This window comes from Erysipelothrix aquatica (assembly GCF_009828825.1).
In the GTDB taxonomy this organism is placed as follows: Bacteria; Bacillota_I; Bacilli_A; order Erysipelotrichales; family Erysipelotrichaceae; genus Erysipelothrix; species Erysipelothrix aquatica_A.
Map to the genome: position 1 here is coordinate 109,756 of NZ_WTTA01000002.1, position 22,527 is coordinate 132,282.

Annotated in this window: 18 protein-coding genes; 3 read left to right on the forward strand and 15 right to left on the reverse strand. The window is 39.6% G+C overall.

What is annotated here, in order from left to right; translation table 11 throughout:
- Positions 1 to 49 precede the first annotated feature (49 nt).
- The 5 genes from GVV22_RS03730 to GVV22_RS03750 all read right to left on the reverse strand — a co-directional run bounded on the left by GVV22_RS03730 (position 50) and on the right by GVV22_RS03750 (position 5,066).
- A complete protein-coding gene (locus GVV22_RS03730) occupies positions 50 to 619 on the reverse strand; it encodes an Imm64 family immunity protein (RefSeq protein WP_159648821.1) in 570 nt (189 codons plus the stop codon).
- A gap of 71 nt (positions 620 to 690) precedes the next feature.
- Positions 691 to 1,674, reverse strand: a complete 984-nt coding sequence (locus tag GVV22_RS03735) for a D-isomer specific 2-hydroxyacid dehydrogenase family protein (RefSeq protein WP_159648822.1) — start codon at positions 1,672 to 1,674, stop codon at positions 691 to 693.
- A gap of 12 nt (positions 1,675 to 1,686) precedes the next feature.
- Complete coding sequence (locus GVV22_RS03740) at positions 1,687 to 2,715, reverse strand: PTS transporter subunit IIC (protein ID WP_159648823.1); 1,029 nt, start codon at positions 2,713 to 2,715, stop codon at positions 1,687 to 1,689.
- Between the two features lie 76 nt (positions 2,716 to 2,791).
- Positions 2,792 to 3,610 carry a MerR family transcriptional regulator gene (locus GVV22_RS03745; RefSeq protein WP_159648824.1) on the reverse strand — a complete coding sequence of 273 codons (819 nt, stop codon included), beginning with the start codon at positions 3,608 to 3,610 and terminating at the stop codon, positions 2,792 to 2,794.
- Between the two features lie 103 nt (positions 3,611 to 3,713).
- Positions 3,714 to 5,066: a PLP-dependent aminotransferase family protein gene (locus GVV22_RS03750; RefSeq protein ID WP_159648825.1), complete on the reverse strand. Its 1,353-nt coding sequence runs from the start codon at positions 5,064 to 5,066 to the stop codon at positions 3,714 to 3,716.
- Positions 5,067 to 5,221: 155 nt separating this feature from the next.
- Here GVV22_RS03750 and GVV22_RS03755 point away from each other — a divergent pair, with 155 nt between their 5' ends.
- The 3 genes from GVV22_RS03755 to GVV22_RS03765 are packed head-to-tail and all read left to right on the forward strand — an operon-like array spanning position 5,222 to position 8,767.
- The gene (locus tag GVV22_RS03755; protein ID WP_159648826.1) at positions 5,222 to 6,529 is read left to right on the forward strand and encodes a PTS sugar transporter subunit IIC; all 1,308 of its coding nucleotides are present in this window, start codon (positions 5,222 to 5,224) and stop codon (positions 6,527 to 6,529) included.
- Between the two features lie 32 nt (positions 6,530 to 6,561).
- Complete coding sequence (locus GVV22_RS03760) at positions 6,562 to 7,464, forward strand: ROK family protein (protein ID WP_159648827.1); 903 nt, start codon at positions 6,562 to 6,564, stop codon at positions 7,462 to 7,464.
- Positions 7,451 to 8,767 carry a 6-phospho-beta-glucosidase gene (locus GVV22_RS03765; protein WP_159648828.1) on the forward strand — a complete coding sequence of 439 codons (1,317 nt, stop codon included), beginning with the start codon at positions 7,451 to 7,453 and terminating at the stop codon, positions 8,765 to 8,767. Before GVV22_RS03760 ends, GVV22_RS03765 begins: the two co-directional genes overlap by 14 nt.
- Positions 8,768 to 9,105: 338 nt before the next feature.
- On the opposite strand, the gene GVV22_RS03770 is transcribed toward GVV22_RS03765, so the two are convergent.
- From GVV22_RS03770 to gnpA (GVV22_RS03815), 10 genes are all read right to left on the reverse strand, one after another.
- The gene (locus tag GVV22_RS03770; protein WP_159648829.1) at positions 9,106 to 10,149 is read right to left on the reverse strand and encodes a DUF1015 family protein; all 1,044 of its coding nucleotides are present in this window, start codon (positions 10,147 to 10,149) and stop codon (positions 9,106 to 9,108) included.
- A complete protein-coding gene (locus GVV22_RS03775; protein WP_159648830.1) occupies positions 10,146 to 11,969 on the reverse strand; it encodes an aminotransferase class I/II-fold pyridoxal phosphate-dependent enzyme in 1,824 nt (607 codons plus the stop codon). Before GVV22_RS03775 ends, GVV22_RS03770 begins: the two co-directional genes overlap by 4 nt.
- Before the next feature lie 331 nt (positions 11,970 to 12,300).
- Positions 12,301 to 13,920 (reverse strand): InlB B-repeat-containing protein, encoded by a 1,620-nt coding sequence (locus tag GVV22_RS03780; RefSeq protein ID WP_159648831.1) that lies wholly within the window; start codon positions 13,918 to 13,920, stop codon positions 12,301 to 12,303.
- An 81-nt stretch (positions 13,921 to 14,001) separates the two neighbouring features.
- The gene (locus GVV22_RS03785; RefSeq protein ID WP_159648832.1) at positions 14,002 to 14,367 is read right to left on the reverse strand and encodes a hypothetical protein; all 366 of its coding nucleotides are present in this window, start codon (positions 14,365 to 14,367) and stop codon (positions 14,002 to 14,004) included.
- A 207-nt stretch (positions 14,368 to 14,574) separates the two neighbouring features.
- Entirely contained in the window at positions 14,575 to 14,748 is a 174-nt protein-coding gene (locus GVV22_RS03790; RefSeq protein WP_159648833.1) for a DUF6903 family protein, read from the reverse strand.
- A complete protein-coding gene (gene gnpA, locus GVV22_RS03795) occupies positions 14,726 to 16,906 on the reverse strand; it encodes a 1,3-beta-galactosyl-N-acetylhexosamine phosphorylase (RefSeq protein ID WP_159648834.1) in 2,181 nt (726 codons plus the stop codon). The genes GVV22_RS03790 and gnpA (GVV22_RS03795) overlap by 23 nt, the downstream gene beginning before the upstream one ends.
- 9 nt (positions 16,907 to 16,915) lie before the next feature.
- Positions 16,916 to 17,794 (reverse strand): carbohydrate ABC transporter permease, encoded by an 879-nt coding sequence (locus tag GVV22_RS03800; protein WP_159648835.1) that lies wholly within the window; start codon positions 17,792 to 17,794, stop codon positions 16,916 to 16,918.
- 12 nt (positions 17,795 to 17,806) lie between these two features.
- Positions 17,807 to 18,703: a carbohydrate ABC transporter permease gene (locus GVV22_RS03805; protein ID WP_159648836.1), complete on the reverse strand. Its 897-nt coding sequence runs from the start codon at positions 18,701 to 18,703 to the stop codon at positions 17,807 to 17,809.
- Between the two features lie 60 nt (positions 18,704 to 18,763).
- Complete coding sequence (locus GVV22_RS03810) at positions 18,764 to 20,083, reverse strand: carbohydrate ABC transporter substrate-binding protein (protein WP_159648837.1); 1,320 nt, start codon at positions 20,081 to 20,083, stop codon at positions 18,764 to 18,766.
- 215 nt (positions 20,084 to 20,298) lie between these two features.
- Positions 20,299 to 22,479, reverse strand: a complete 2,181-nt coding sequence (gene gnpA / locus GVV22_RS03815) for a 1,3-beta-galactosyl-N-acetylhexosamine phosphorylase (protein ID WP_159648838.1) — start codon at positions 22,477 to 22,479, stop codon at positions 20,299 to 20,301.
- Between the last annotated feature and the right edge of the window lie 48 nt (positions 22,480 to 22,527).

Consider the following 22,527-nt stretch of genomic DNA (forward strand, 5'->3'; position numbering starts at 1 on the left):
AAAAATGTCACTTAACGACACCATAAAAAAACCCTTGATAACTCAAGGGTTAATGTATCGATTGATTGCGTTCTGTGAAGCCATCGAGATACCACGCTGCATAAGCAACATCTCGATCCCCCATTTTTATGATTGCATATGGATTGTATCCAACTTCGATTAGGCGTTCTTTTTTGTACAAAAAATCAGCTTCGTTGTCACAGAAAATATAACTGTGATGGACATTGCGATCAATGGTACGGATAAACTCTGTAAAGATTTTCGTGACGCGCTCTAAGTCTTCAAATGTTCGATCACGAAACACATCACGATCGTTTATTTCAAATTTCAAGACCGTCACGGTTCCTTCGTTAGCCATTGATAGCCGTGCCTCATAGACCTCATTTCCCATAATAAGTTCCATATCTGCATAAGCGGTACGGTACGATAAGCCTTCAATCATCGCATTCAGTTTTCCTTCAAAAGAATCTGTACGCCAATCATTTGTATCGCCATCGTGCGGGTAAGTTAGCATAATATTGTCGGCATACTCATTTAATAGGTCCAACGTATTTTCCACTTCAATCATGAGGTTATCATCATTTTCAATTACAATTCCTAATCCAATAAATGTATCCATCATCAATCCTCATTTCTACTCAAAGCATTATATCACGCTTTAAGTTTATCCCCAATTAAAATACTTGGAGTTTAACGAATTTCGTTTGGACTTTCGTTTGTTGTATTGAATGATTTTAGAGATGCAAGCGCCACTTCGACCATATCAGACACCGCTTGATCTGTATAGAATGCTGAGTGCGGTGTTACAATGACATTCTTGTGACTGTTAAGAATAGCAAGATGGTGGTTTGCGTATGTTTTATTTCGTAAGTCTGTATGGACTATTCCAATTTCATTTGGGAAGACATCCAATCCACAAGCACCAACATGACCCGATTCAATACTTTCAATTAAAGCATCCGTATCAATGAGTTCAGCACGTGCACAGTTAATAATTGCAACACCTGGTTTTGTCATTGCTAATGTTTCTTTATTGATGAGATGGTATGTACTGTCGAGTAGCGGTGTATGAAGTGTAATCACATCTGCTTCTTGAAGTAATGTTTCTAATGGTACATAGTTTACTTTGTCTTTAATTGATGCATTTTCATAGACATCATACGCCAAAATTCGGCCGTTAAAGCCACTTAAGTTTTCAACAACTGCTGCACCAATGCGTCCTGTTCCGACAACACCAAATGTTAAGTTGTGCATTTCTTTTCCTTGAAGTCCTGCTAAGGAATGGTCGTGTGCAGCACCGCGAAGCATCATCGCTTTCATGTTGCGAATCGACATCAAGATAAGCATCACGGTAAAGTCCGCAACACAGTATGGCGAATAGGTTGCATTTGAGAAGCGAAGTCCGAGTTCTTTGAGCGCTTCCATATCGACATTGTTGAATCCTGCGCTGCGTGATGCTAAGAATTTAACACCATTTGCTTTTAAAGCTTCAAGTACAGGGCGGCTTGCATCACAGTTTCCTAAGAATGTGACTGCTTCAAAGCCTTCACTTTGTGCGACATTACTCATGCCTAATTGTTCATTAATATATGTTATTTCGAGTCCCATCGATGCCTCAAATTGGTGAAATGCAGCAATCTCATCGGGACGGACTGCGTAGGCTAAAATTTTCATGTTTTTATCTCCTTATTTGAAATCTACAAAGTAATCTTGTGGTTCAACCATTTTTAGTTTCTTTTCAAAAATATAGGTCGAGACATAGCTCATGGCAACTGGTACAACAACGAATGCAACAACTGCAATCAATAATTGATCCATACCATAGCCAACAATATTTAAGTGATTAATTGGCCCAATTAATCCACTAATACCAAATCCAGCACTTGCAGGTGTACCTTGAATCATCAATAAGCCCGCGACAGCTCCTGTGACTGCGGCATTGAGAATAATAGGTAACATCATTTTTGGTTTCTTAATCATGTTTGCCATTTGCATTTTTGGTGATCCTAAGAAGTGTGCAATGCTGGTTCCAAATCCATTAACACTAAAGCCTGCAACAGCAAGGCCAAATCCAGCAGCACAAATTCCTAAGTTTGCAGCTCCTGAGGCAACACCTGTTAATGAAATTGCCATTGCAACACCTGCTGTTGAGAGTGGTGACACAATCATAACAGCGAATGTAATTGAAATAAGAATTCCTGCAACGATTGGTGTGAAGCTTGTAAAGCTATTAACCATTGCTCCTACAAATCCTGTAACTGATGCAACATAAGGTAACATAAATAAACCAAGTCCACCAACACCTACAGTTACGATTGTAGGAATTAAGAGAATTGAATATGCCTTGAAGCGACTTCCAATTAATTGCATAACGTAAACAGCAATTCCTGCAACGATTCCTGCGTTAATGACATCCCCGATTCCTACTAATGCGAGCATGCCGTCTTTGAATACAAAGGCCCCTGATCCGATGGCCGTTGTAATTGCAAGTGTTGCTGATTGAATTGGTGTTAGTTTGAATTGCATTGCAATCGTGAGTCCCATTATGACAGCAAGTAAACGTGTTGCGATGGTTGTTATATTAACAACTTCAGTCCAGTTTAGTGCTTTTGCTACTTCCCCTAATAGCGCACCAGGAATTAATGCAACGACGATCCCGACGCTCATTCCTGTCAATACTTTATTGATAAACGATTTAAAACTTTCCTTTTCCATATGCCCTCCTGGCGACAATTGTTATTGTCTTCACAAACAATGTTAAGGCATTCCCTAAGGGCATGGACAATCGTTCTTAAACAATTCGAACTTGAATTTCTTGAATCATTTCTGCGTCAGCATTCACAAATGTGTAATCGATGAGGCTAAAATCATAGAAATTGCCGATCGGTTGATACCCATTTTCAAGACACCAGTCGGATAACATTTGAACTGATTTTTCGTCAAAGTAGCCGCCTTTTTTGTACATACACGCATATTTACCGCCTTCTGCGTATATTTTATCAATATTCTCAATGCTTTCAGGTAGCTCAATAAACGCTCCAATTTTAGCGTACATTTCTGATTTATTATTATCATCCTGTACTGAAACGGTACCATATGGCATTTGTGAAAATTTATTCAAAGTATTCAAAGTTTTCAAAATTCGACGGTATGCTAGCATGACTCCCAGTGATTTTTCTTCAGGGTTGGCATACTCCACTGCAAACTCACGATCTTTGAAAAACTTAATATTGGGGCGATACAAGTCTCTTTCATCCACTAAATCAGCCTGCTTATAGAAATCGAGGAGGTACCTAAGGTCATCCTTTTTGCGGCGTAATGCTTCCATTTCTAGGGTAACCTCTTGTAATCGACGTTCCAGTTCTGTAATCAGCATTGTCATATTTCGATTTTCAAGCAGCTCACCAATCTCTATGAGCGTAAATCCTAAGTCTTTTAAGTAAATTATTTGTTTTAGATACGGAAATTGTTCGCGGACATAGTAGCGATATCCTGTATCTTCGTCAATTTGTTTGGGGACAAACAAACCAATACGATCATAGTAAAGCAATGTTTTTTTACTGATGCTGTGAAGTTGAGCAACTTCGGTAATCATAAAGAGTCGTTCCATAGTCGATACCTCATCGAGCTCACACCTTAATTTTAACAGGTCATGCCGGTAGGCAGTGAAAATCACTGATTGAATTTTTTTATAGGTATGGCTTCGTTTCTTTCTATTTGGGGGTGGTCATGCTTTCGCATAAAGTCTTATAGATTGCGTTGAGTGCATGGTCGAGTTGTACATTCGTAATACGTGTAATCGTGATGCGAATGCCTTTTTTAATCTCATGGGGATGGTAATACGATTTTTCAATTGAAGAGACACTGATCGTTTGTTGTTTTAGTTTAACTATTACCGCATCAACGTCAATCAATTCGTTAACAAAAATAGTGGAATAGTATCCCGATTGGGCTGGGAGGTGCCATGCTATCGTTGGATCCCATTTTTGGGTAATTGTATTTAAAGTCTTTATTTTTTCATGCAAGCGATCGGATAATGTCCCTGCGTTGTTTTGGAGAATATCGCTTCGAATTGCGGCTTCAAGTGTTGCTTGTGAGACTAAAGATGGCATTTGATAGGATGTAAAATATGAATGTTCAATCGCTTCTTTAAATGTCTCAAGCAAGGCATCGCATACAACCGCATAACCAATTCTAATAAAGGGAAAGAGTTTTGAGTAACTCTTGAGATATACACATTTGTCAAAGTTAGCATAATAGTAAAGAGGCTCATATTTGGGAATATGAAAGGAGTCATTAAAATAGTCATCCTCGATAATATAAACGTCGTAACGGTGCGCTAGTTCCATAATGCGACGACGCTGGCTCGCAGGCAACACTGTCCCCAATGGGTTATGATTGCGTGGTACGACATAAAAAAATTTTATAGGCTCTGTTTTGAAAAGTAGTTCTAAATGGTCCATATCCAATCCGTTTTCGTCGCGCGCAATCGTTAATACGGGTGCTCCATGGCTATGTAAAAGTTTATTCGCAAATGAAAATGTTGGTGATTCGACCAAAATTTTGGTTTTTTGATTCGGAAAAGTCATTTGCGTAAATAGCGTCAACATTTGAATTACACCTTGCGTGAGAAAAATGTTGCGGGGTTTTGTATAGATATGAAAATCATTGAGATAGTCCGCCAACAATCGAGTTAGTGAGAGGACTCCACGAATCTCTTGTTCGAGCGAACTCTTTCGATACGATTCCAACGCAACATTTAAAACATGTTTTGCTTCGGTGATTGAAAATGCATCGACTACTGGATTCCCCGAACTCAAATCGTACGCAATGTTTTCATCATGTTGATACTGTTGCAGATCATTTGCGACATAATAACCACTTTGTGCTTTTGCATAGATGATGTGTTCATTCCGAAGGGTGTCATACGCTTTGAGAACGGTTCCCTTACTACAGGCATACCGTTTCATCATTTCATGAAGTGAAGGCAATTTATCACCATACAATAAATAACCATCTCCAATTTCTTGTTTTACATCAAATACTATTTGTTCATATCGCTTCATAGTTATCTCCATTTGCCTTATCATACCACATTTTTGTACCAGTACAGTTGCATATTCCTATTCTTGATGTGGTAATTTCACTCGGCTATAGTATGTGGTGTAAGGGCTAACAACGGCCGAGTTAGTCAGTGCTACATCGATAAGGAGAAAATTAGATGGGATTAATCATGAAATGGTTGGAAGATAAATTTCTTCCAATAGCAGTGAAATTAAGTAACCTTCGTTATTTAGTTGCACTTCGTGATGGTTTTATTGCTATTATGCCTATTAGCATGTTTGGAGCGCTTAACATTATGGTTAAGGAAATCCTCCTCACACCAACATCACTATTCGGTGCATCATTGAATAAATGGTCTTTCTATGCAGAAAATATACAGCCGTTTTTCGACAGTGTATTATTACCGATTTCAAACCAAATTTGGTGGGGATCGCTCGCATTAGGAATTGTATTTACCGTATTTACGATTTCGTATAAACTTGCAGAATTTGACAAACAAGACTCACTCACTGCAGGTGTTCTCGCAGTTGTTTCATACTTTATGCTACTACCACAACAAGCAGGCCCTGATGCTGCATGGGGAACAGTATCATGGACATCGTTCAACTCAGAAGCGATTTTCACAGGTATTATTGTTGCGATTGTATCAACTGAAGTCTTTATGTTTATGAATCGTAAGGGTTGGGTTATTAAAATGCCAGAACAAGTCCCACCCGCAGTATCCCGAGCATTTAGTGCCGTAATCCCTGCTGGTGTTGTCATGTTTATGTTTGGAATCTTCTCATATCTTACTTTAACAGTTCTTGGAACGACGTTAAAAGATATTATTAACACTTCCATTCAAATTCCACTGACAAGTCTTGGACAATCACCGTTTACCTTGATTTTAATTACACTTATTGCACAGGTCTTATGGTTCTTTGGACTACACGGTTCCTTAATCGTCGGACCGGTACTTGATACGATGTATTCTGCATCACTATCACAAAATGCTGAAGCAGTTTTAGTACATGGTGTGCAAGCACCCAATGCAATCACGCGAAATATTATTGATCTCTACGGAATGGCTGGTGGATCTGGTGCAACGTTGGCGTTAATTATCGCAATCTTCATCGTTTCAAAACGTGCAGACTATCGTGAGTTAGCGAAATTATCATTGATGCCAGGGGTCTTCCAAATTAACGAACCTGTTATTTATGGATTGCCGATTGTCTTGAATCCGGTACTTGCTATACCATTTATTATTATTCCACCGATTATGGTTACGATTGGTTGGTTCTTTACCGCTGTTATACCATTTGCAGGACGTGTTTATATCGCCCCACCATGGGTCGTACCACCAATTCTGAATACATTCTTAGCCACAGGAGGAAGTCTCAGTGCCACCTTCCTATCGATCTGTACATTGGCTTTATCAGTAGTTATTTATATTCCATTTGTAAACTTAGCAAATAAAATGGATTAACGTTTCCACAAACGTAGAAATAGGAGATTTTTATGAAACGATTTTTAGGAATAGATGTTGGCGGCAGTTCGATTAAATATGGCGTCTACAACGATCTGGGTATTGCATATGTTGACGAACAAGGTCAGTGTGTGACACCCAAAACGTCCTTAGATGATTTTGTCAATCAAGTTGTTGATATTATTAGGGGTTACCCAGATCTTGACGGTGTCGGACTAAGTATTCCCGGTGGTGTCAATACGGATACCCAATCAATTATTGAAGGTGGTGCGGTCCCGGTAATTGGGGGATCAAACTTGAGTGACATTCTTAAGGCACGCACAGGATTTGAGATTGTGATCGAAAATGACGCAAACTGTGTGGCCTTAGCAGAAAAATGGATTGGTAATGGGGTTGATGCACGTAACCTTGTCTGCATTACCATCGGCAGTGGTATCGGTGGCGGAATCATCATAAATCACGAACTCTACACTGGCAGTAATTTCTTTGCTGGTGAGTTCGGATATATGATTCATCGTGAATTCGAAGATTACGCCGATATCGAGATCATGAGCGCAACCAGTGCTTCGATCCCCATGATTAAAATGGTCGCAAATGCCAAAAATGTTCCTTATGAATCGTTAGACGGTAAGAAAGTCTTCGCAATGCTTGATGCACGCGATCCAGATGTTGAAGCTATCTATAAACGCTGGATCCGGGCTCTGGCAACCGGTGTTCTTAACATCGGCTTTGCCCTTGACCCGGATACAATATTGATTGGTGGCGGTGTAAGCGCAGTACCACGAATCGTTAATGACATTCGCGATCAAGTGGCACAAATGAACAAATACTCAAAACATTGGCACATTGATGTTTGTAAGCAATTCAATGATGCTGGAAAAATCGGTGCTGCTTACAATATTATGATGAAGGTGACAAAACATGAAAAAGCTTAAAGTCGTTACAATTGGAGGGGGTAGCAGTTATACTCCTGAACTCGTTGAAGGTTTCATCTTACGTTATGATTCACTTCCAATTACAGAATTATGGCTCGTTGATATTGAAGAAGGTAAAGAAAAACTTGAAATTGTTGGAAAACTTGCACAGCGTATGGTTGAAAAAGCAGGTCTACCAATCAAAGTCATTTTAAGCCTTGATCGTCGCGAGGCACTGAAAGATGCAGACTTTGTAACCACCCAAATGCGGGTCGGTCAAATTGATGCACGGATTTTGGACGAACGAATTCCAATCTCACACGGCATGATCGGGCAAGAAACTAATGGTGCGGGAGGCATGTTCAAAGCATTTCGAACGATTCCTGTCATCTTAGACATTGTGAAAGACATTCAAGAACTCTGTCCTGATGCATGGATGATTAACTTTACGAACCCTGCGGGAATGGTTACTGAAGCAATCACTCGTTACACCGATTTTAAACGTACTATCGGTTTGTGTAATGTGCCTGTCGATATGAAGTTCCACTTTGCGAAGATTCTTGACGTCGACTATGATGCATTGACGTTGCAATTGAGTGGCCTGAACCATCATGTCTTTATCACTGATATCCTCCATAACAACACCAGTGTCTTCGATACAGTCATCGAAAACTATATCCAAAAAGGTTCTGAAACTTTAGAAATGAAAAACTTTAGTACCTTGGCATATACGCCTGAATTTATCAAAGGACTTAACGCAATTCCATGTCCTTACCATAACTACTACTATTTCACACAAGAGCAATTAGCAAAAAACATTGAAGAGTTTAACAATGGTACCGTACGTGGTGAAGTTGTACAAAAACTAGAAACAGAATTGTTCGAGCAATACAAAGATGTGAATCTTGCCGTGAAACCAAAACAGTTAGAATTACGCGGTGGTGCGCACTATTCTGATGCAGCATGTAGTTTGATTGATTCAATTTACAATGATCGTCAAGACATTCAGTACGTTAATACGTTAAATAACGGGGCCATCTCGAATCTTCCTACAGACACCGTTATCGAAGTTGCTGCAACCATCACAAAAGATGGACCTGTTCCAATTCCTGTGGGGACCCTACGCCCGGCGATAAACGGAACAGTTCAAAACATTAAGGCATTTGAACTAATGACTATTGAAGCAGCCATCACTGGAAATACAGATCTTGCGATCACTGCGCTAAGCAGTAATCCTTTGTGCCCAAGTTCATACAAGGCACGTGAAGTTGTACTTGAGATGTTGGATGCTCATAAAGCCTACCTTCCTCAGTTCTTCAAATAATAAAAAACTCTGTTTGTCAAATGACGAAACAGAGTTTTTTTTACATAAGATAGCCAATTATTATGAGGTTGCCATCACATTAGTTTTCCACTTATCGTGAATTACTATTCCCGCATGCGATAGACGTTTAGCATTATCATTATGTTTTATTGTGCCATTAGATATCATTATGCCCACCAACATAAATGTATCTATGAACGCTCGAATCGCGTTAAAGTCCCAAGAACCTTAACAATGATTCTTTCAAATTATAACTTGGTACAACCACTTTGCGGGTATGACGTCATCACTATAGCGAAATATGTCATCAAATGATTAAAATGCCATCGGACATTGGGTTACTGATATTCATTAAAAATCAAAAACGATGGAAACTTTGGATCAAATGCGGTTGATTTGGGCGGCATAATTGCTCGCTTACTCGAGACAAATAAGACTTCCTCTTTGGAAATTGGTGCAAGCTCTAGCTGTACCGCTTGAATATTGTGCTTGCATTTATCTTTGCATGATTTCGAACTTATATAGTACTCTAATTGGCTTGTATCATAAATTCCGAATGCTTGTGACAATATCTGCGTATTAAGTCTGTAGACATCATTATTCCAAAAATCATCCGATTCCAGATCAATTAATTTAACATTGACACTTTCAGTACCACGACTTACACGAACCATTCCTTTGGTTAATGGGACGCTTGCATCAGATACTTCAAACTGATTCTGAATGAATGTCATTGCTTTAGCGAACAATGCATCATCGACTTGCGGAATCATGCGATCAATACTATTAATTTCGATATCATCAATACTCATTAAGCAACTAAAGATGGTACCCTTTCGACGCCACAAAGAACTTGTATAGAGACGATGATGACCATCACCTACTATAAGTGTCTCAATAATACTGAGTCGTTGCATAATAAGTTCGGCGTTGGCTTCATTAAAAATGTGAACTGCCATTGTATCCATTTGAATTGTCTCATGGTCGTATGTATCTACAATATTTTTCAATTGTAAATCCGTTGGACTCATCAAAAACACCGGTGCCGTTTCTGCATTATATGCTTTAAGATTGCTGAGCATTCCTTGAATGATATCTGGCAACACAAGTTCATGGGTAATCAAATTACCCTCTGTATAATCACTCATGGCTACATTACAGATGACACAATACTTCCCATCTCTTTCAACAATATATACTACATTCTCATAGGCTACAATGGCTTGCTCGTTTAGTTTGTCTTTCTCTTCTTGATTGAGAAAGCGGGTCTTATCATCAAAGTTAATGCAGTCATCGGTTATTTTGGCAAGATTGATAAAGTCAGGACCGTAGATATGCCCACTTACATTCAAGTGACTTTTTTTAAGAGGCGAAAGTTTCATGATTCGCGCTCCATAATGCTACGTAGTCCATCCACAAGAGTTTTGTTTTCTTCAGGACGTTTTACTGCGATTCGAATAAACTCTTTCTTAAAGCCAGCTTTGGTTGATAAGTCTTTAATAAAAACATTGTGCATATCAAGGAGTTCTTCGGTAACACTTTGTGCTGTATGCTCACCCAAAATTTCAATCATAATGTAGTTTGCCTGAGATGGATAAACTTTGAGGTTCGGAATTGTATTTAACTGATCTACATAGTCGCGACGCACAGCCCTAAACTGAACCATTGCCTGCTTGAAGTCTTTCTTATACTTATCCACAATCTGCATGTAGTATTCTCCGAAGGAGTTGATGTTCCAAATGGACACATCTTTTTTAATATGGGCAATCATTGATGTATCTGCCGTTGCTAGGATGCCAAGACGAAATCCAGGGACGCCATACGATTTAGAAATACTCTTAACTAAGTACAGATTGGGATATGTATCTAAAACATCTGATTTTAAGAGTGTACCGGCATCATCGCTTTCTGCAAAATCAATGAATGACTCATCGAGGATGAGACGAATATTTTTTTCCTGACACCATGTGACGAGTTTGAGAACGTTCTCGTGTGTGATGTAGTTTCCTGAAGGATTATCCGGATTAATCAATATTAGTGAATCAAGGTTCTTATCTTCATAAAAATCGATCAGCGTTTCGGTATCGTATTGATAATCAACAACTGAACTATCAAAAGGTACGACCTGCATATGACCACAGCGATTTGGGTATTCTTCGAAAGTTGGTGTGATTACCCCAATATTGCCTTCCAGTGTTTCCATTAAAGATTTAATAAGTTCCGCAGCACCATTTCCGATTACAATTTGTTCCGAACGAATTCCAAAATGTTTGGCTGCTAGTAATGTATTAACACCCATACCCGAGGGATAATCACGTACCAGACGATCAAAATTTGCTTTTACTTCATCCAACAGACGCTCATTCGGATAGAAAGGATTCACGAGATAACAGAAGTCTATCAATTGCGGATAACGCCAGTATCCGCCATAACGTTTTTGCATTAAATCAAGTTTTTGATGGGCTGTTTGTGCGAACATAACCTGCGCGATATCAAGATCTTGAACATCATCAATTTCATACCACGTAATGCCATCATTGAGGACGGCTTTAAATGAAACGTCGGATAATTCAACAACAAACTTTAGCACGTTTTCGTAGTATTCATTAACGCCAGATGCTTTCATGTAAGCTTCCATAAACGGAACATACACGTTTTTTGAAAATGCTTTACTAAACTTATAAATATTAATTGTTTTGTAGTAAGTATCGGTATGTTGGTAATTGAATGCTTGCTTGCCGATAAAATCGGTAATTGTTTTTGCATCATCAAGCGTTACAACGGTTCCATCCATCCACGCTTCATATTTTGATACGAGAGCACTGTTTGGATTAGGATCATTAAGAATGACGTCAAGCAATGCTTCATCAAAGATTAAGTCTGATTCGAGAAGGATCGTGTCCGATTCCAGTAACGCCTCATGTGCTAAGTAAAGTGAATAAATATTATTCGTTTGATCATAGATTTCATTTGTGATGAATTGGATCGGTGTTTTTATATCAAATTCACGAATGAATGATTCTAAGACATCATTCTGATATCCGTCCACGATAATAATTCGCTCTAAGTTCTTTACATCCAATTGACGAAGTACGCGTTCAATCATTGATACGCCATTGACTTCAACCATACATTTTGGGTGAACCTCAGTAAGATTCCCTAAACGTGACCCCATTCCAGCTGCGAGAATTAATGCTTGCATAATTGCCTCCATGCAAAGATTTGTATCTTTGTTCAAATATATTGTAATTCTATCATAATTGAACAACACATGGAAACCCTTGTTTCTTTTTACCTCTTTTTCCTTCCGCCAACACGCATTTTTCTCCTTTGCGTGTGTAACTTTCATGACATCTTTTCCATTATTACATTTCTTCACAAAAACCAGTCATTTTGCCATGACTTCAAGAACATCAATGTTCTCAAGCTTTATAGCAATTGTGTCGCGTTGCAATTAATCTAAACGTCGCATTGTTTTGTCATTTATCGAGATGCGATAAAAAAACTGAAACCTTTTGGCTTCAGTTTTTTGGTTATTGTTTTATTTTCTTATTACGAAATGAAAGTAAAATCAGTCCAAGCCCTGCGACTACACCACCGGCTAAGATTGCTGAGTTACTAGCATACCCTGTCGCAGGTAAGATAGCTTCCTTCAGATCCCATTTCGCATACAGTATTATACTATTCTGTACGGTATCAGTATCAAAATTCCACAGCGTTTCAAACGTTGGGCTGGTATACCATCCTGCGAATGTATATCCACTTCGCGTTGGGTCGTTTGGTTTCCCTACTTTAGCACCAGCATCTAAATTGTGTTGGGGTGCGACGGCAGTTCCACCATTACTTTCAAATGTCACATCATAAGTGTTTACGATTGGATTTTGATTCCACTTCGCATACAGTGTCATGGAATTTTGTACGGTGTCAGTATCAAAGTTCCACAGTGTTTCAAACACTGGGCTAGTGTACCATCCTGCGAATGTATATCCACTTCGAGTTGGATCGTTTGGTTTCACTACTGTAGCACCGGCTTCTAAATCGTGTTGTGGCGCGATGCCAGTTCCACCATTGCTTTCGAATGTCACGTCGTAAGTATCAACTGCAAGTTCTTCCCATTTTGCGTGCAAGGTTATTGTCTTCTCAACATAGTCTTGACCAAAGTTCCATGGTGTCGTGTATGTATCATCTGTGAACCAACCTTTAAAAATTGCATTGGATTTTGTTGGATCAGTTGGCTTCGTAATTTGGGATCCGAGGTACACTTGAAGTACTGGTGACACGGTGTCACCCCCATGACTGTCAAAATAGACGTCATACTTGGCATCAAATACTGGAAGATAGGTTGGTGTAATAACATTAGAATCACGGTTAATGTCAAATTCATCATAGGAATATGAATGTAAGACAAGACCTTGACCCATTGCATAGAAATCAGTATCCATGTAAGATCCAATATCTTCTATATCAGCACGATCGTATGCTTCATAGAGTTCAGAGTTTTTTGTAAGTTGTAGCGCTACAATATCCATCTTCGCAACATAAAAGTCAATACGTTGAATACTGCCGATGATTGAATCCGAAGAATCATAATCGTAGAAGAATGTATAGCGTTCATCATCGTAGTCTTTGTCTATATCATCGCGATAGACACGGTCAGCTTCAAATGTACGGCCATCCTCTAAGGTCGCAATCACTTTAAAAGGAATTGTCGTAACACCGGAATCGCCGAGATGGTCATCAACAAAGTCTGCAAGACGATCCAAATCAATACCGACAGTTTTTTGTGTGGCATTTGCCTTCTGGAATGTATTGCCTTCTTTACGAATTACGGATGGTATATCTTCGTCTTGTAGTGTTATTGCATAGTACAAACTATCATTCAATGTTTCAAGGTGGACCGGTCGTCTAATGTAACGAGTGACCATCTCTGCTTCGACATCAAAATTAAGATTGCGTTTTAACCCGACCATCCAGTTTAAGTTTACTAAAAGCGCATCAAACCCATCCAATGGAACACCAATACGAGGTCCACTATACTGTGTAGACATTGAGATTAACTCCGACACAAAGACCGACTGGTATTCATTGAATTTCGCATGTGCGAGTGTTTTTGCAGTCGCAGGATCCGTATCACCCCAGTATGTATCGCCCAATTGTTCATAGGTTCCTGTATCTTTTGAGTACTCACCTGCAAAAATTTGGATTTCACCAGAGTTATCTGTAAATTCTTGTGGTCAAATCGTTAGATTTTGAATTTTCTTAGGTGTTCCTGATTCTCCCAGGGTACCTAAATCAATCACAGCTGTTAACTCAGCTAAATTTTCAAAGTTCTCGATTCCCTTATAATCAAAAACATAATATGTCTTTTGATCTGTCGCTGAATAGTAGCTTGGACCCACGGTGTGAATCATTTTGACATAGTCATCGATTGCTTGATCATCAATCAGTAAATCTTCTTCTTGATTATCACGCGCTGTTGCATAAACTAAATCTAAAATATCGTTCGAGTATGTCGAACTTCCCGGTCGACTCTCAGCAATCACTGGTAATGCCAAAATATACATCAAAACGACTAAACTTATGCTTAGTATTTTTTTCATCTTTACCCCCCTTAGTTATGAATCCTATTTTAACAGTGAAATTCTTAATAAAATGTGAAGTGCTCATGAATATAATGTCATATTGAAGTTTGTTCGATTTTGAAGCAGCAAATCAATCCACTATTTTTGTCATACTCTTGCATGTTAGAGCTTGGACTTTTAAAGGGGCAAAACACCCCATAATGGATGTCTTGCCTCTTTGTTAGTTTATTTAATTTGATAACGTTTATTGTAGCGGTGTAGGACAAATAAGAGGAGTATCAATCCAATCATCATCATACCCAGACTTTGAATACCAATTGTCTTTTGCCCCAATATCACACATGCAACACCTATGATAAACAAGATAATTTGTAAGCTATATGATAATGCTGTTTTCATCGTAGGACTCCCATCGTAATTCTTCACTTCGTAAAATCATACTATGAGGATTGCCATTACCATCATAAATAGTCGTACGTTGTTCATCGGCGGTGTTATTGATGATCGCAACTTTCCCAATCGCGGGGTACACATTCACTTCACAATTGAAGTTTGTTGAGAACCAACGGTGTAGTTCTGCTTCTTTTCCCGCCGCATAGAATAAACTACGGTAGAGAATTCGCGCATTTTCTGGCGAGTAAGGAAGACCTGATAAATAGACACCGCGACCGCGACCGTATTGGTTCGCCGCAATCGTTACATTTTGATCTTGGATATCGATGACTTCAGTCCCTTTATGGGTTGCATAAATATTCGTTACGGGCTCACCACTTTCGAATGGTTGCGTTTTGTCTTCTGTAATGAAGTGTTTATCCATGGCAGTATTGAAATATTTATTTGATGAGAGTGTTAAACCACGTTCTCGCTCAACGCCGAAGATATCTGATAACTGGAAGAATTTTCCGGATTTATCGTATGCACTGGGTTCTCCCACACCGACGAATCCATGACCTTCATGAACCCATTGGCGGATGATGCTGACCACTTCCGGATCATTCCAATTGCTTCCACCACTCATCGCAGTTCCTGCTTGACCGGCATTAATCACAACATCAATGTCCGCTAAAGCACCTTGTTTCACATCGTCAAAGTTTATGAACTTCACATCCACACTCATTCCACTTAAAGCATCCATCATGCCATAGAACGAATATGTTTGTTTGTACCATAACTCATGCGCAACCATAAAGGCTTGCCAGGTTCGTAATCGACCCCATGAGTTTAAAATTCCAACTGTTAAATTGGCATGGGGCTTCACGTCTTCAATGTTTTCAATAATATCTCTAAATTGATCGGCAATCCGTTCAACATAATCGACAAATTTAGGGAATTGGTAAGCAAGACTTGGATAACCACCATAGCCAATACGATTCACAGGTTTACGCATGATTGCACGGCGTGCTCGTAACCAATTATCTGATGCTTCAATTACAGGGTCATTTCCTTCACGGAAGGTATCTGGGAAGAAGTAAGGCAGGAAACGACCCTCAGTGTATTTAACATGTGGAATATCTGCAATAACACGAAGGCTCGCACCGCCCCCGACAGAACCAACAACGGCATCCAAACCAATTGAAGCGAAATGCTTGCCGTACGGTTCGGTACCAATCCAGTTGTCACCTAAGAACATCATTGCTTCTTTACCATGAGCATGAACCATATCAACCAGTTCTTTTGCACGACTTGCGACAAAGCGTTGTTGGAAATCAATGTAATCAAGGTATCGTTGTGTTGGTTCATTAAAGGTTGAGTTGTACGTTCCGGCTTGGATGAAGTCTTCGGCAACCAAACGGTATCCATGTTCTGCTCCAAATGCTTTCAAAGCTGCTGGTGACACACTGGCACCATACCCAAACCAATCGACAAACTTATCTTTTTTCATATCGTTGAAAAATAACGTGAAATGGTAGAAGAAGGTGGTGAATCGGACCACATCTGTTTTCGGATTATTTTCTAACCATGTCTGCAAGGTTGCTTTCATGAATTCCCATGATTTGGGACCACGGGCATCAAACGGTATATCTTTCGGAACATCACCCCAATCATTCGTTAAGTGGTTGTACATCTGTGTTGGATCCCACATCACAAAGGCTAAGAAGTTGACCGTGTATTCGTGGAAAGGTTGCACATTATTAATTGTGACAGATTGTGTGGCCACATCATAAGTCCATGCTTCCACAGGCAGTAATTCACCTGTTGTTCGGTTATGTACTTGCCACCATTCCTTTGGATCTTCCAGCGTATTGGGTTGAATTTGTTCGGTGAAGAACCCTTTTAAAATTTTAATTGTCACGGACGTTGATGTCGCAATGGTGCGTTCACTCATAACAAAGATTTGTTGGGTTTCATCCAAGTGTTGCAGGGCAAACTCATTATAGTTTCGAGCTACAAAATATGTTGTGTAGATTTTTGCATCCAAATCTTTAACACGTTCTTCTAACTTCGTCCCATCACTATCACGGATTGCATCAGCCCCCCATCGTCGCATCAATTCTTTCGTTTCATCATAAAATTCATGTTCGCCAGGTAATGTAAGTCGGCCTTTTGTTTCGCTCATAATAATCTCCTAATCTTTCAATCCACCAAGAGTCATCCCTTGGGTTAATTTATTTTGCACAAAGATGTACAAAATTAAGGTTGGAAGCATGACGATCACCAATCCCGCATACAACGGTCCTGGATTGGCAGCTCCTCGTGCAGCCTGTTGCAAATTTATCAAACCAACAGGCAAGGTTTTGGTTGTGCCAGGCATCAGTGTGAGGGCAATAATATATTCATTCCAAAACGACAGAAAATTGAATAGAATGACGGTCACAATGCTCGGTTTGGCCATGGGTATCATTATCTTCATCATCGTTTGAAAATGCGAAGCACCGTCAATGGATGCCGCTTCTTCAAATGCATGGGGTAACGTTTTGAAGTATCCGGATAACAGATAGATTGTAAACGGCAATGCTGTCGCCGCATAAACCAATGCAAGTGTGAAGCGATTGTTGATGAAGACATCACCAAACACTGCTTTAACACCTTGGTTCCATTCCAGTAGCATTAAGAATATCGGAACAACAATATAGTTAACGTTAATAAAGAGACCTGCCATAAAAAGGCTATTGATGGGTTTCTTAAATTTAAAGTCAAAGCGCGACAACACATAAGCAGCCGGTATCGCCGTAACAAGCAAGATTATAATTGCCAATGCTGTCACGATAATCGATGTCATAAAGTACTCACCCATTTTGGCTTGGTTGAATGCATCGATATAGTTTTGGAAATGGAAGGCTTCGGGAAGTTTCCAAGGATTCATAAAGAATTCCGATGGCGCTTTCACCGATGCGAGAAATACCCAACCTAACGGAATAATGATTGAAATTGCCAGCGTTATTAACGCAACATATACAAACACTTTGTAGAGTTTATCAATTGGCATATTTTTAAGTTTTGTCATTTTACGCTCCTTCTACATTTGTATGGTGTCACGCTTGGTAACACGATTAATAATGGCTGATAAAGCAAATGAGAATATAAAGACGATGACACCAATAGCCATACCATAGCCATAAGATGCATTGTCATAAGATTGTTTGTATAAGTAACTTAAGAAAACTTCACTGGATCCACCCGGTCCTCCCGAGGTCAAGACTTTTACAAATAAGAAACTCATATTTATCGTCGATATGACAAAGAATGTCAGTGTCGTTCGAAGATTCGTCCAGATCAAGGGTAAAGTAATTTGAAAGAACTGTCGTGTCTTTGATGCACCTTCAATTTTAGCGGCTTCATACATATGCTCAGGTATACTACTAATACTTGCCATATACATAACCATATAGTAACCAACTGCCTGCCAAACCATCGCTCCAATAATTGAATACAAGACAATATTCGGATCTCCTAGAAACTGTATACTTTGCCAGGTATCCGGTTTAAATAATGCAATGATACTATTTAAGAGACCGCCTTGATCCACTGCATATATCTGCGCAAAGACCGCTGAAATTACAGCTACCGATAATATATTTGGAATATAGAAAATTACGCGGAAGAATCCTTTTCCCTTCACATTTTCACGGACTAGGACATTCGCAAAGAGAATGGCAAACACAAATGTCACAAGTGTTACAATGACGATTAATAACACGGTATTTTGAAACGATTGGATAAATTTTTGGTCTTCAAACAGGGTTACAAAATTACTCAAACCGACGAATGTTTTATTGGCTGATAACCCACCCCACTTAAATAACGACATATAGAAAATATTGAGGGTTGGATAAACCATGAAGACACCAATTAGAATTAGAGCCGGCGCCAAACATGCAATGATAAAGCGATTTCGGGATTTTTTGTGGATCATAAGCTACCTCTTCTCATAATAAGGGCGATGAATAGACATCCATCGCCGTTAAACTTCATACTAGTTAAATTTAGCGACTGCCTCGACGACTTCGTTGTACCATTGGTCTGCTGTTTTTTGACCTGAAACAACGGCATTTACAGTTCCATATAAAATACCTTCTGGTGATGTTAAATCAACACCTTCAACTGCATCGTGTGCAACAAAACCAACTGTATTCGCTTTTGCACCATTATCATAGACACTGTAGAAGAGATGTTTTTCATCATCTGCTGGAATAAGACTATTTGCTTTTGCTGTCGGTTGGATTGCTCCACCATTAGTGTAGAGAAGCTCTACCGCTTTATCTGAATACATAAATGCTAAGAACTCTTTAGCAACATCTATATTTTTTGCTCCTTTAGGAATGTACATTTCTTCGGTAAATGTTGATGAATATGCATCTTTCGTTGTTTTTGGAATTGCTGTGAATCCCCATTTAAATGAATCTGTACGCGGTGCATCTTTCATTTCTTCAGTGAGCCATGTTCCGTTTGGAATAAAGAGTGCTTTATTATCCAAGATTAATTGTTGGTTCTTTGTGAACCCTTCTTTATTTGCTTGTGCAACGGTGTCTTGGTGTGTATATGTTGCAAGCTTCCCTACGATATCAAATGCTTCTTTCACTTCTGGAAGTTTCCATGCCGCTTCATCATAGTTCATCAGTTTGGCATACACATCTGGACCTGCTGTTGCATTTAAGAGTGACGAGAAGAATCCATCAAAATATCCGGTTGTTGGATATGTAAAGAGGGCAATGCCTTCTGCTTTTGCTTTATCCCCTAAAGCAAACATTTCATCCCAAGTTGTTGGAACTGTCCAGCCTTTTTCAGCAAAGAGTCCTTCATTGTAGAAAAGACCAAGTGGTGAATAGTTTTGAGGCATTAGATATGTTTTACCATCTGCATAAGGTTGTGTACGAATGCTTTCTAGGAATCCTGGAAGCACTTTATCTTTGACCGTTACTTCTTCACCAGGAATTTTCATAGTAACAACATCCGAAATCTCTTCAATGTTTTTTTCTGCAATCATGGTATCTGTTAGTTTTCCTTCAGCACCAATACTTAAATGAATCACATCTGGAACATCACCTGCTTGAATTTGTGGTCGTAAAACGTCAGTGATGTTTTTCGCTAAGGTGAGCTCAACTTTTACTGTGCCACCTTTTGTTTCCTCAAAGGTTTTGGCTACAGCTTCAAGCCCTTCATTTCCATAGCCACCTTCTAAGCCGGCAATTTTTAAGACTGTAGGTTCTGATGCCGATGGCGTATCTTTCGATTTAGAGCCACATCCTGTCAGAACAAGTAATGCTGTTACTGCTACAACAAATAATTTTTTCATTAGTAAATCCTCCTCTACGTTCATCATACATACTTGAAAGCGTTCTCACTACGTGAATGTTGCCTTTGTCTTGTAGTATCTTGTTTTTACCGGTTTACTAATAAATTTCATACATAGCGTGTTTCGAGGATTCCTTTTCACATTCTTGACAATTCCACTATATCTGCTGATAAAAGAAAAAACGTATGCTTATAGCGAATACGTTTCTTCTACTTTTAAAGTTGAATTGAATTTTCCACGATGGATTCCCAACGGAGTTCTTCACTTCGAAGAATCATCGTATGGGAATTCCCATTACCATCATAAATAGTCGTACGTTGTTCATCGGCGGTGTTATTGATGATCGCAACTTTCCCAATCGCGGGGTACACATTCACTTCACAATTGAAGTTTGTTGAGAACCAACGGTGTAGTTCTGCTTCTTTTCCCGCCGCATAGAATAAACTACGGTAGAGAATTCGCGCATTTTCTGGCGAGTAAGGAAGACCTGATAAATAGACACCGCGACCGCGACCGTATTGGTTCGCCGCAATCGTTACATTTTGATCTTGGATATCGATGACTTCAGTCCCTTTATGGGTTGCATAAATATTCGTTACGGGCTCACCACTTTCGAATGGTTGCGTTTTGTCTTCTGTAATGAAGTGTTTATCCATGGCAGTATTGAAATATTTATTTGATGAGAGTGTTAAACCACGTTCTCGCTCAACGCCGAAGATATCTGATAACTGGAAGAATTTTCCGGATTTATCGTATGCACTGGGTTCTCCCACACCGACGAATCCATGACCTTCATGAACCCATTGGCGGATGATGCTGACCACTTCCGGATCATTCCAATTGCTTCCACCACTCATCGCAGTTCCTGCTTGACCGGCATTAATCACAACATCAATGTCCGCTAAAGCACCTTGTTTCACATCGTCAAAGTTTATGAACTTCACATCCACACTCATTCCACTTAAAGCATCCATCATGCCATAGAACGAATATGTTTGTTTGTACCATAACTCATGCGCAACCATAAAGGCTTGCCAGGTTCGTAATCGACCCCATGAGTTTAAAATTCCAACTGTTAAATTGGCATGGGGCTTCACGTCTTCAATGTTTTCAATAATATCTCTAAATTGATCGGCAATCCGTTCAACATAATCGACAAATTTAGGGAATTGGTAAGCAAGACTTGGATAACCACCATAGCCAATACGATTCACAGGTTTACGCATGATTGCACGGCGTGCTCGTAACCAATTATCTGATGCTTCAATTACAGGGTCATTTCCTTCACGGAAGGTATCTGGGAAGAAGTAAGGCAGGAAACGACCCTCAGTGTATTTAACATGTGGAATATCTGCAATAACACGAAGGCTCGCACCGCCCCCGACAGAACCAACAACGGCATCCAAACCAATTGAAGCGAAATGCTTGCCGTACGGTTCGGTACCAATCCAGTTGTCACCTAAGAACATCATTGCTTCTTTACCATGAGCATGAACCATATCAACCAGTTCTTTTGCACGACTTGCGACAAAGCGTTGTTGGAAATCAATGTAATCAAGGTATCGTTGTGTTGGTTCATTAAAGGTTGAGTTGTACGTTCCGGCTTGGATGAAGTCTTCGGCAACCAAACGGTATCCATGTTCTGCTCCAAATGCTTTCAAAGCTGCTGGTGACACACTGGCACCATACCCAAACCAATCGACAAACTTATCTTTTTTCATATCGTTGAAAAATAACGTGAAATGGTAGAAGAAGGTGGTGAATCGGACCACATCTGTTTTCGGATTATTTTCTAACCATGTCTGCAAGGTTGCTTTCATGAATTCCCATGATTTGGGACCACGGGCATCAAACGGTATATCTTTCGGAACATCACCCCAATCATTCGTTAAGTGGTTGTACATCTGTGTTGGATCCCACATCACAAAGGCTAAGAAGTTGACCGTGTATTCGTGGAAAGGTTGCACATTATTAATTGTGACAGATTGTGTGGCCACATCATAAGTCCATGCTTCCACAGGCAGTAATTCACCTGTTGTTCGGTTATGTACTTGCCACCATTCCTTTGGATCTTCCAGCGTATTGGGTTGAATTTGTTCGGTGAAGAACCCTTTTAAAATTTTAATTGTCACGGACGTTGATGTCGCAATGGTGCGTTCACTCATAACAAAGATTTGTTGGGTTTCATCCAAGTGTTGCAGGGCAAACTCATTATAGTTTCGAGCTACAAAATATGTTGTGTAGATTTTTGCATCCAAATCTTTAACACGTTCTTCTAACTTCGTCCCATCACTATCACGGATTGCATCAGCCCCCCATCGTCGCATCAATTCTTTCGTTTCATCATAAAATTCATGTTCGCCAGGTAATGTAAGTCGGCCTTTTGTTTCGCTCATAATAATCTCCTAATCTCTATTTTCGTTCTACGCCCATCATACCCAATC

Coding starts and splice junctions, on each gene's coding strand:
- GVV22_RS03730 (WP_159648821.1), bottom strand. CDS start 619: ATGGATACATTTATTGGATTAGGAATTGTAATTGAAAATGATGATAAC.
- GVV22_RS03735 (WP_159648822.1), bottom strand. CDS start 1,674: ATGAAAATTTTAGCCTACGCAGTCCGTCCCGATGAGATTGCTGCATTT.
- GVV22_RS03740 (WP_159648823.1), bottom strand. CDS start 2,715: ATGGAAAAGGAAAGTTTTAAATCGTTTATCAATAAAGTATTGACAGGA.
- GVV22_RS03745 (WP_159648824.1), bottom strand. CDS start 3,610: ATGGAACGACTCTTTATGATTACCGAAGTTGCTCAACTTCACAGCATC.
- GVV22_RS03750 (WP_159648825.1), bottom strand. CDS start 5,066: ATGAAGCGATATGAACAAATAGTATTTGATGTAAAACAAGAAATTGGA.
- GVV22_RS03755 (WP_159648826.1), top strand. CDS start 5,222: ATGGGATTAATCATGAAATGGTTGGAAGATAAATTTCTTCCAATAGCA.
- GVV22_RS03760 (WP_159648827.1), top strand. CDS start 6,562: ATGAAACGATTTTTAGGAATAGATGTTGGCGGCAGTTCGATTAAATAT.
- GVV22_RS03765 (WP_159648828.1), top strand. CDS start 7,451: ATGAAAAAGCTTAAAGTCGTTACAATTGGAGGGGGTAGCAGTTATACT.
- GVV22_RS03770 (WP_159648829.1), bottom strand. CDS start 10,149: ATGAAACTTTCGCCTCTTAAAAAAAGTCACTTGAATGTAAGTGGGCAT.
- GVV22_RS03775 (WP_159648830.1), bottom strand. CDS start 11,969: ATGCAAGCATTAATTCTCGCAGCTGGAATGGGGTCACGTTTAGGGAAT.
- GVV22_RS03785 (WP_159648832.1), bottom strand. CDS start 14,367: ATGAAAAAAATACTAAGCATAAGTTTAGTCGTTTTGATGTATATTTTG.
- GVV22_RS03790 (WP_159648833.1), bottom strand. CDS start 14,748: ATGAAAACAGCATTATCATATAGCTTACAAATTATCTTGTTTATCATA.
- gnpA (WP_159648834.1), bottom strand. CDS start 16,906: ATGAGCGAAACAAAAGGCCGACTTACATTACCTGGCGAACATGAATTT.
- GVV22_RS03800 (WP_159648835.1), bottom strand. CDS start 17,794: ATGACAAAACTTAAAAATATGCCAATTGATAAACTCTACAAAGTGTTT.
- GVV22_RS03805 (WP_159648836.1), bottom strand. CDS start 18,703: ATGATCCACAAAAAATCCCGAAATCGCTTTATCATTGCATGTTTGGCG.
- GVV22_RS03810 (WP_159648837.1), bottom strand. CDS start 20,083: ATGAAAAAATTATTTGTTGTAGCAGTAACAGCATTACTTGTTCTGACA.
- gnpA (WP_159648838.1), bottom strand. CDS start 22,479: ATGAGCGAAACAAAAGGCCGACTTACATTACCTGGCGAACATGAATTT.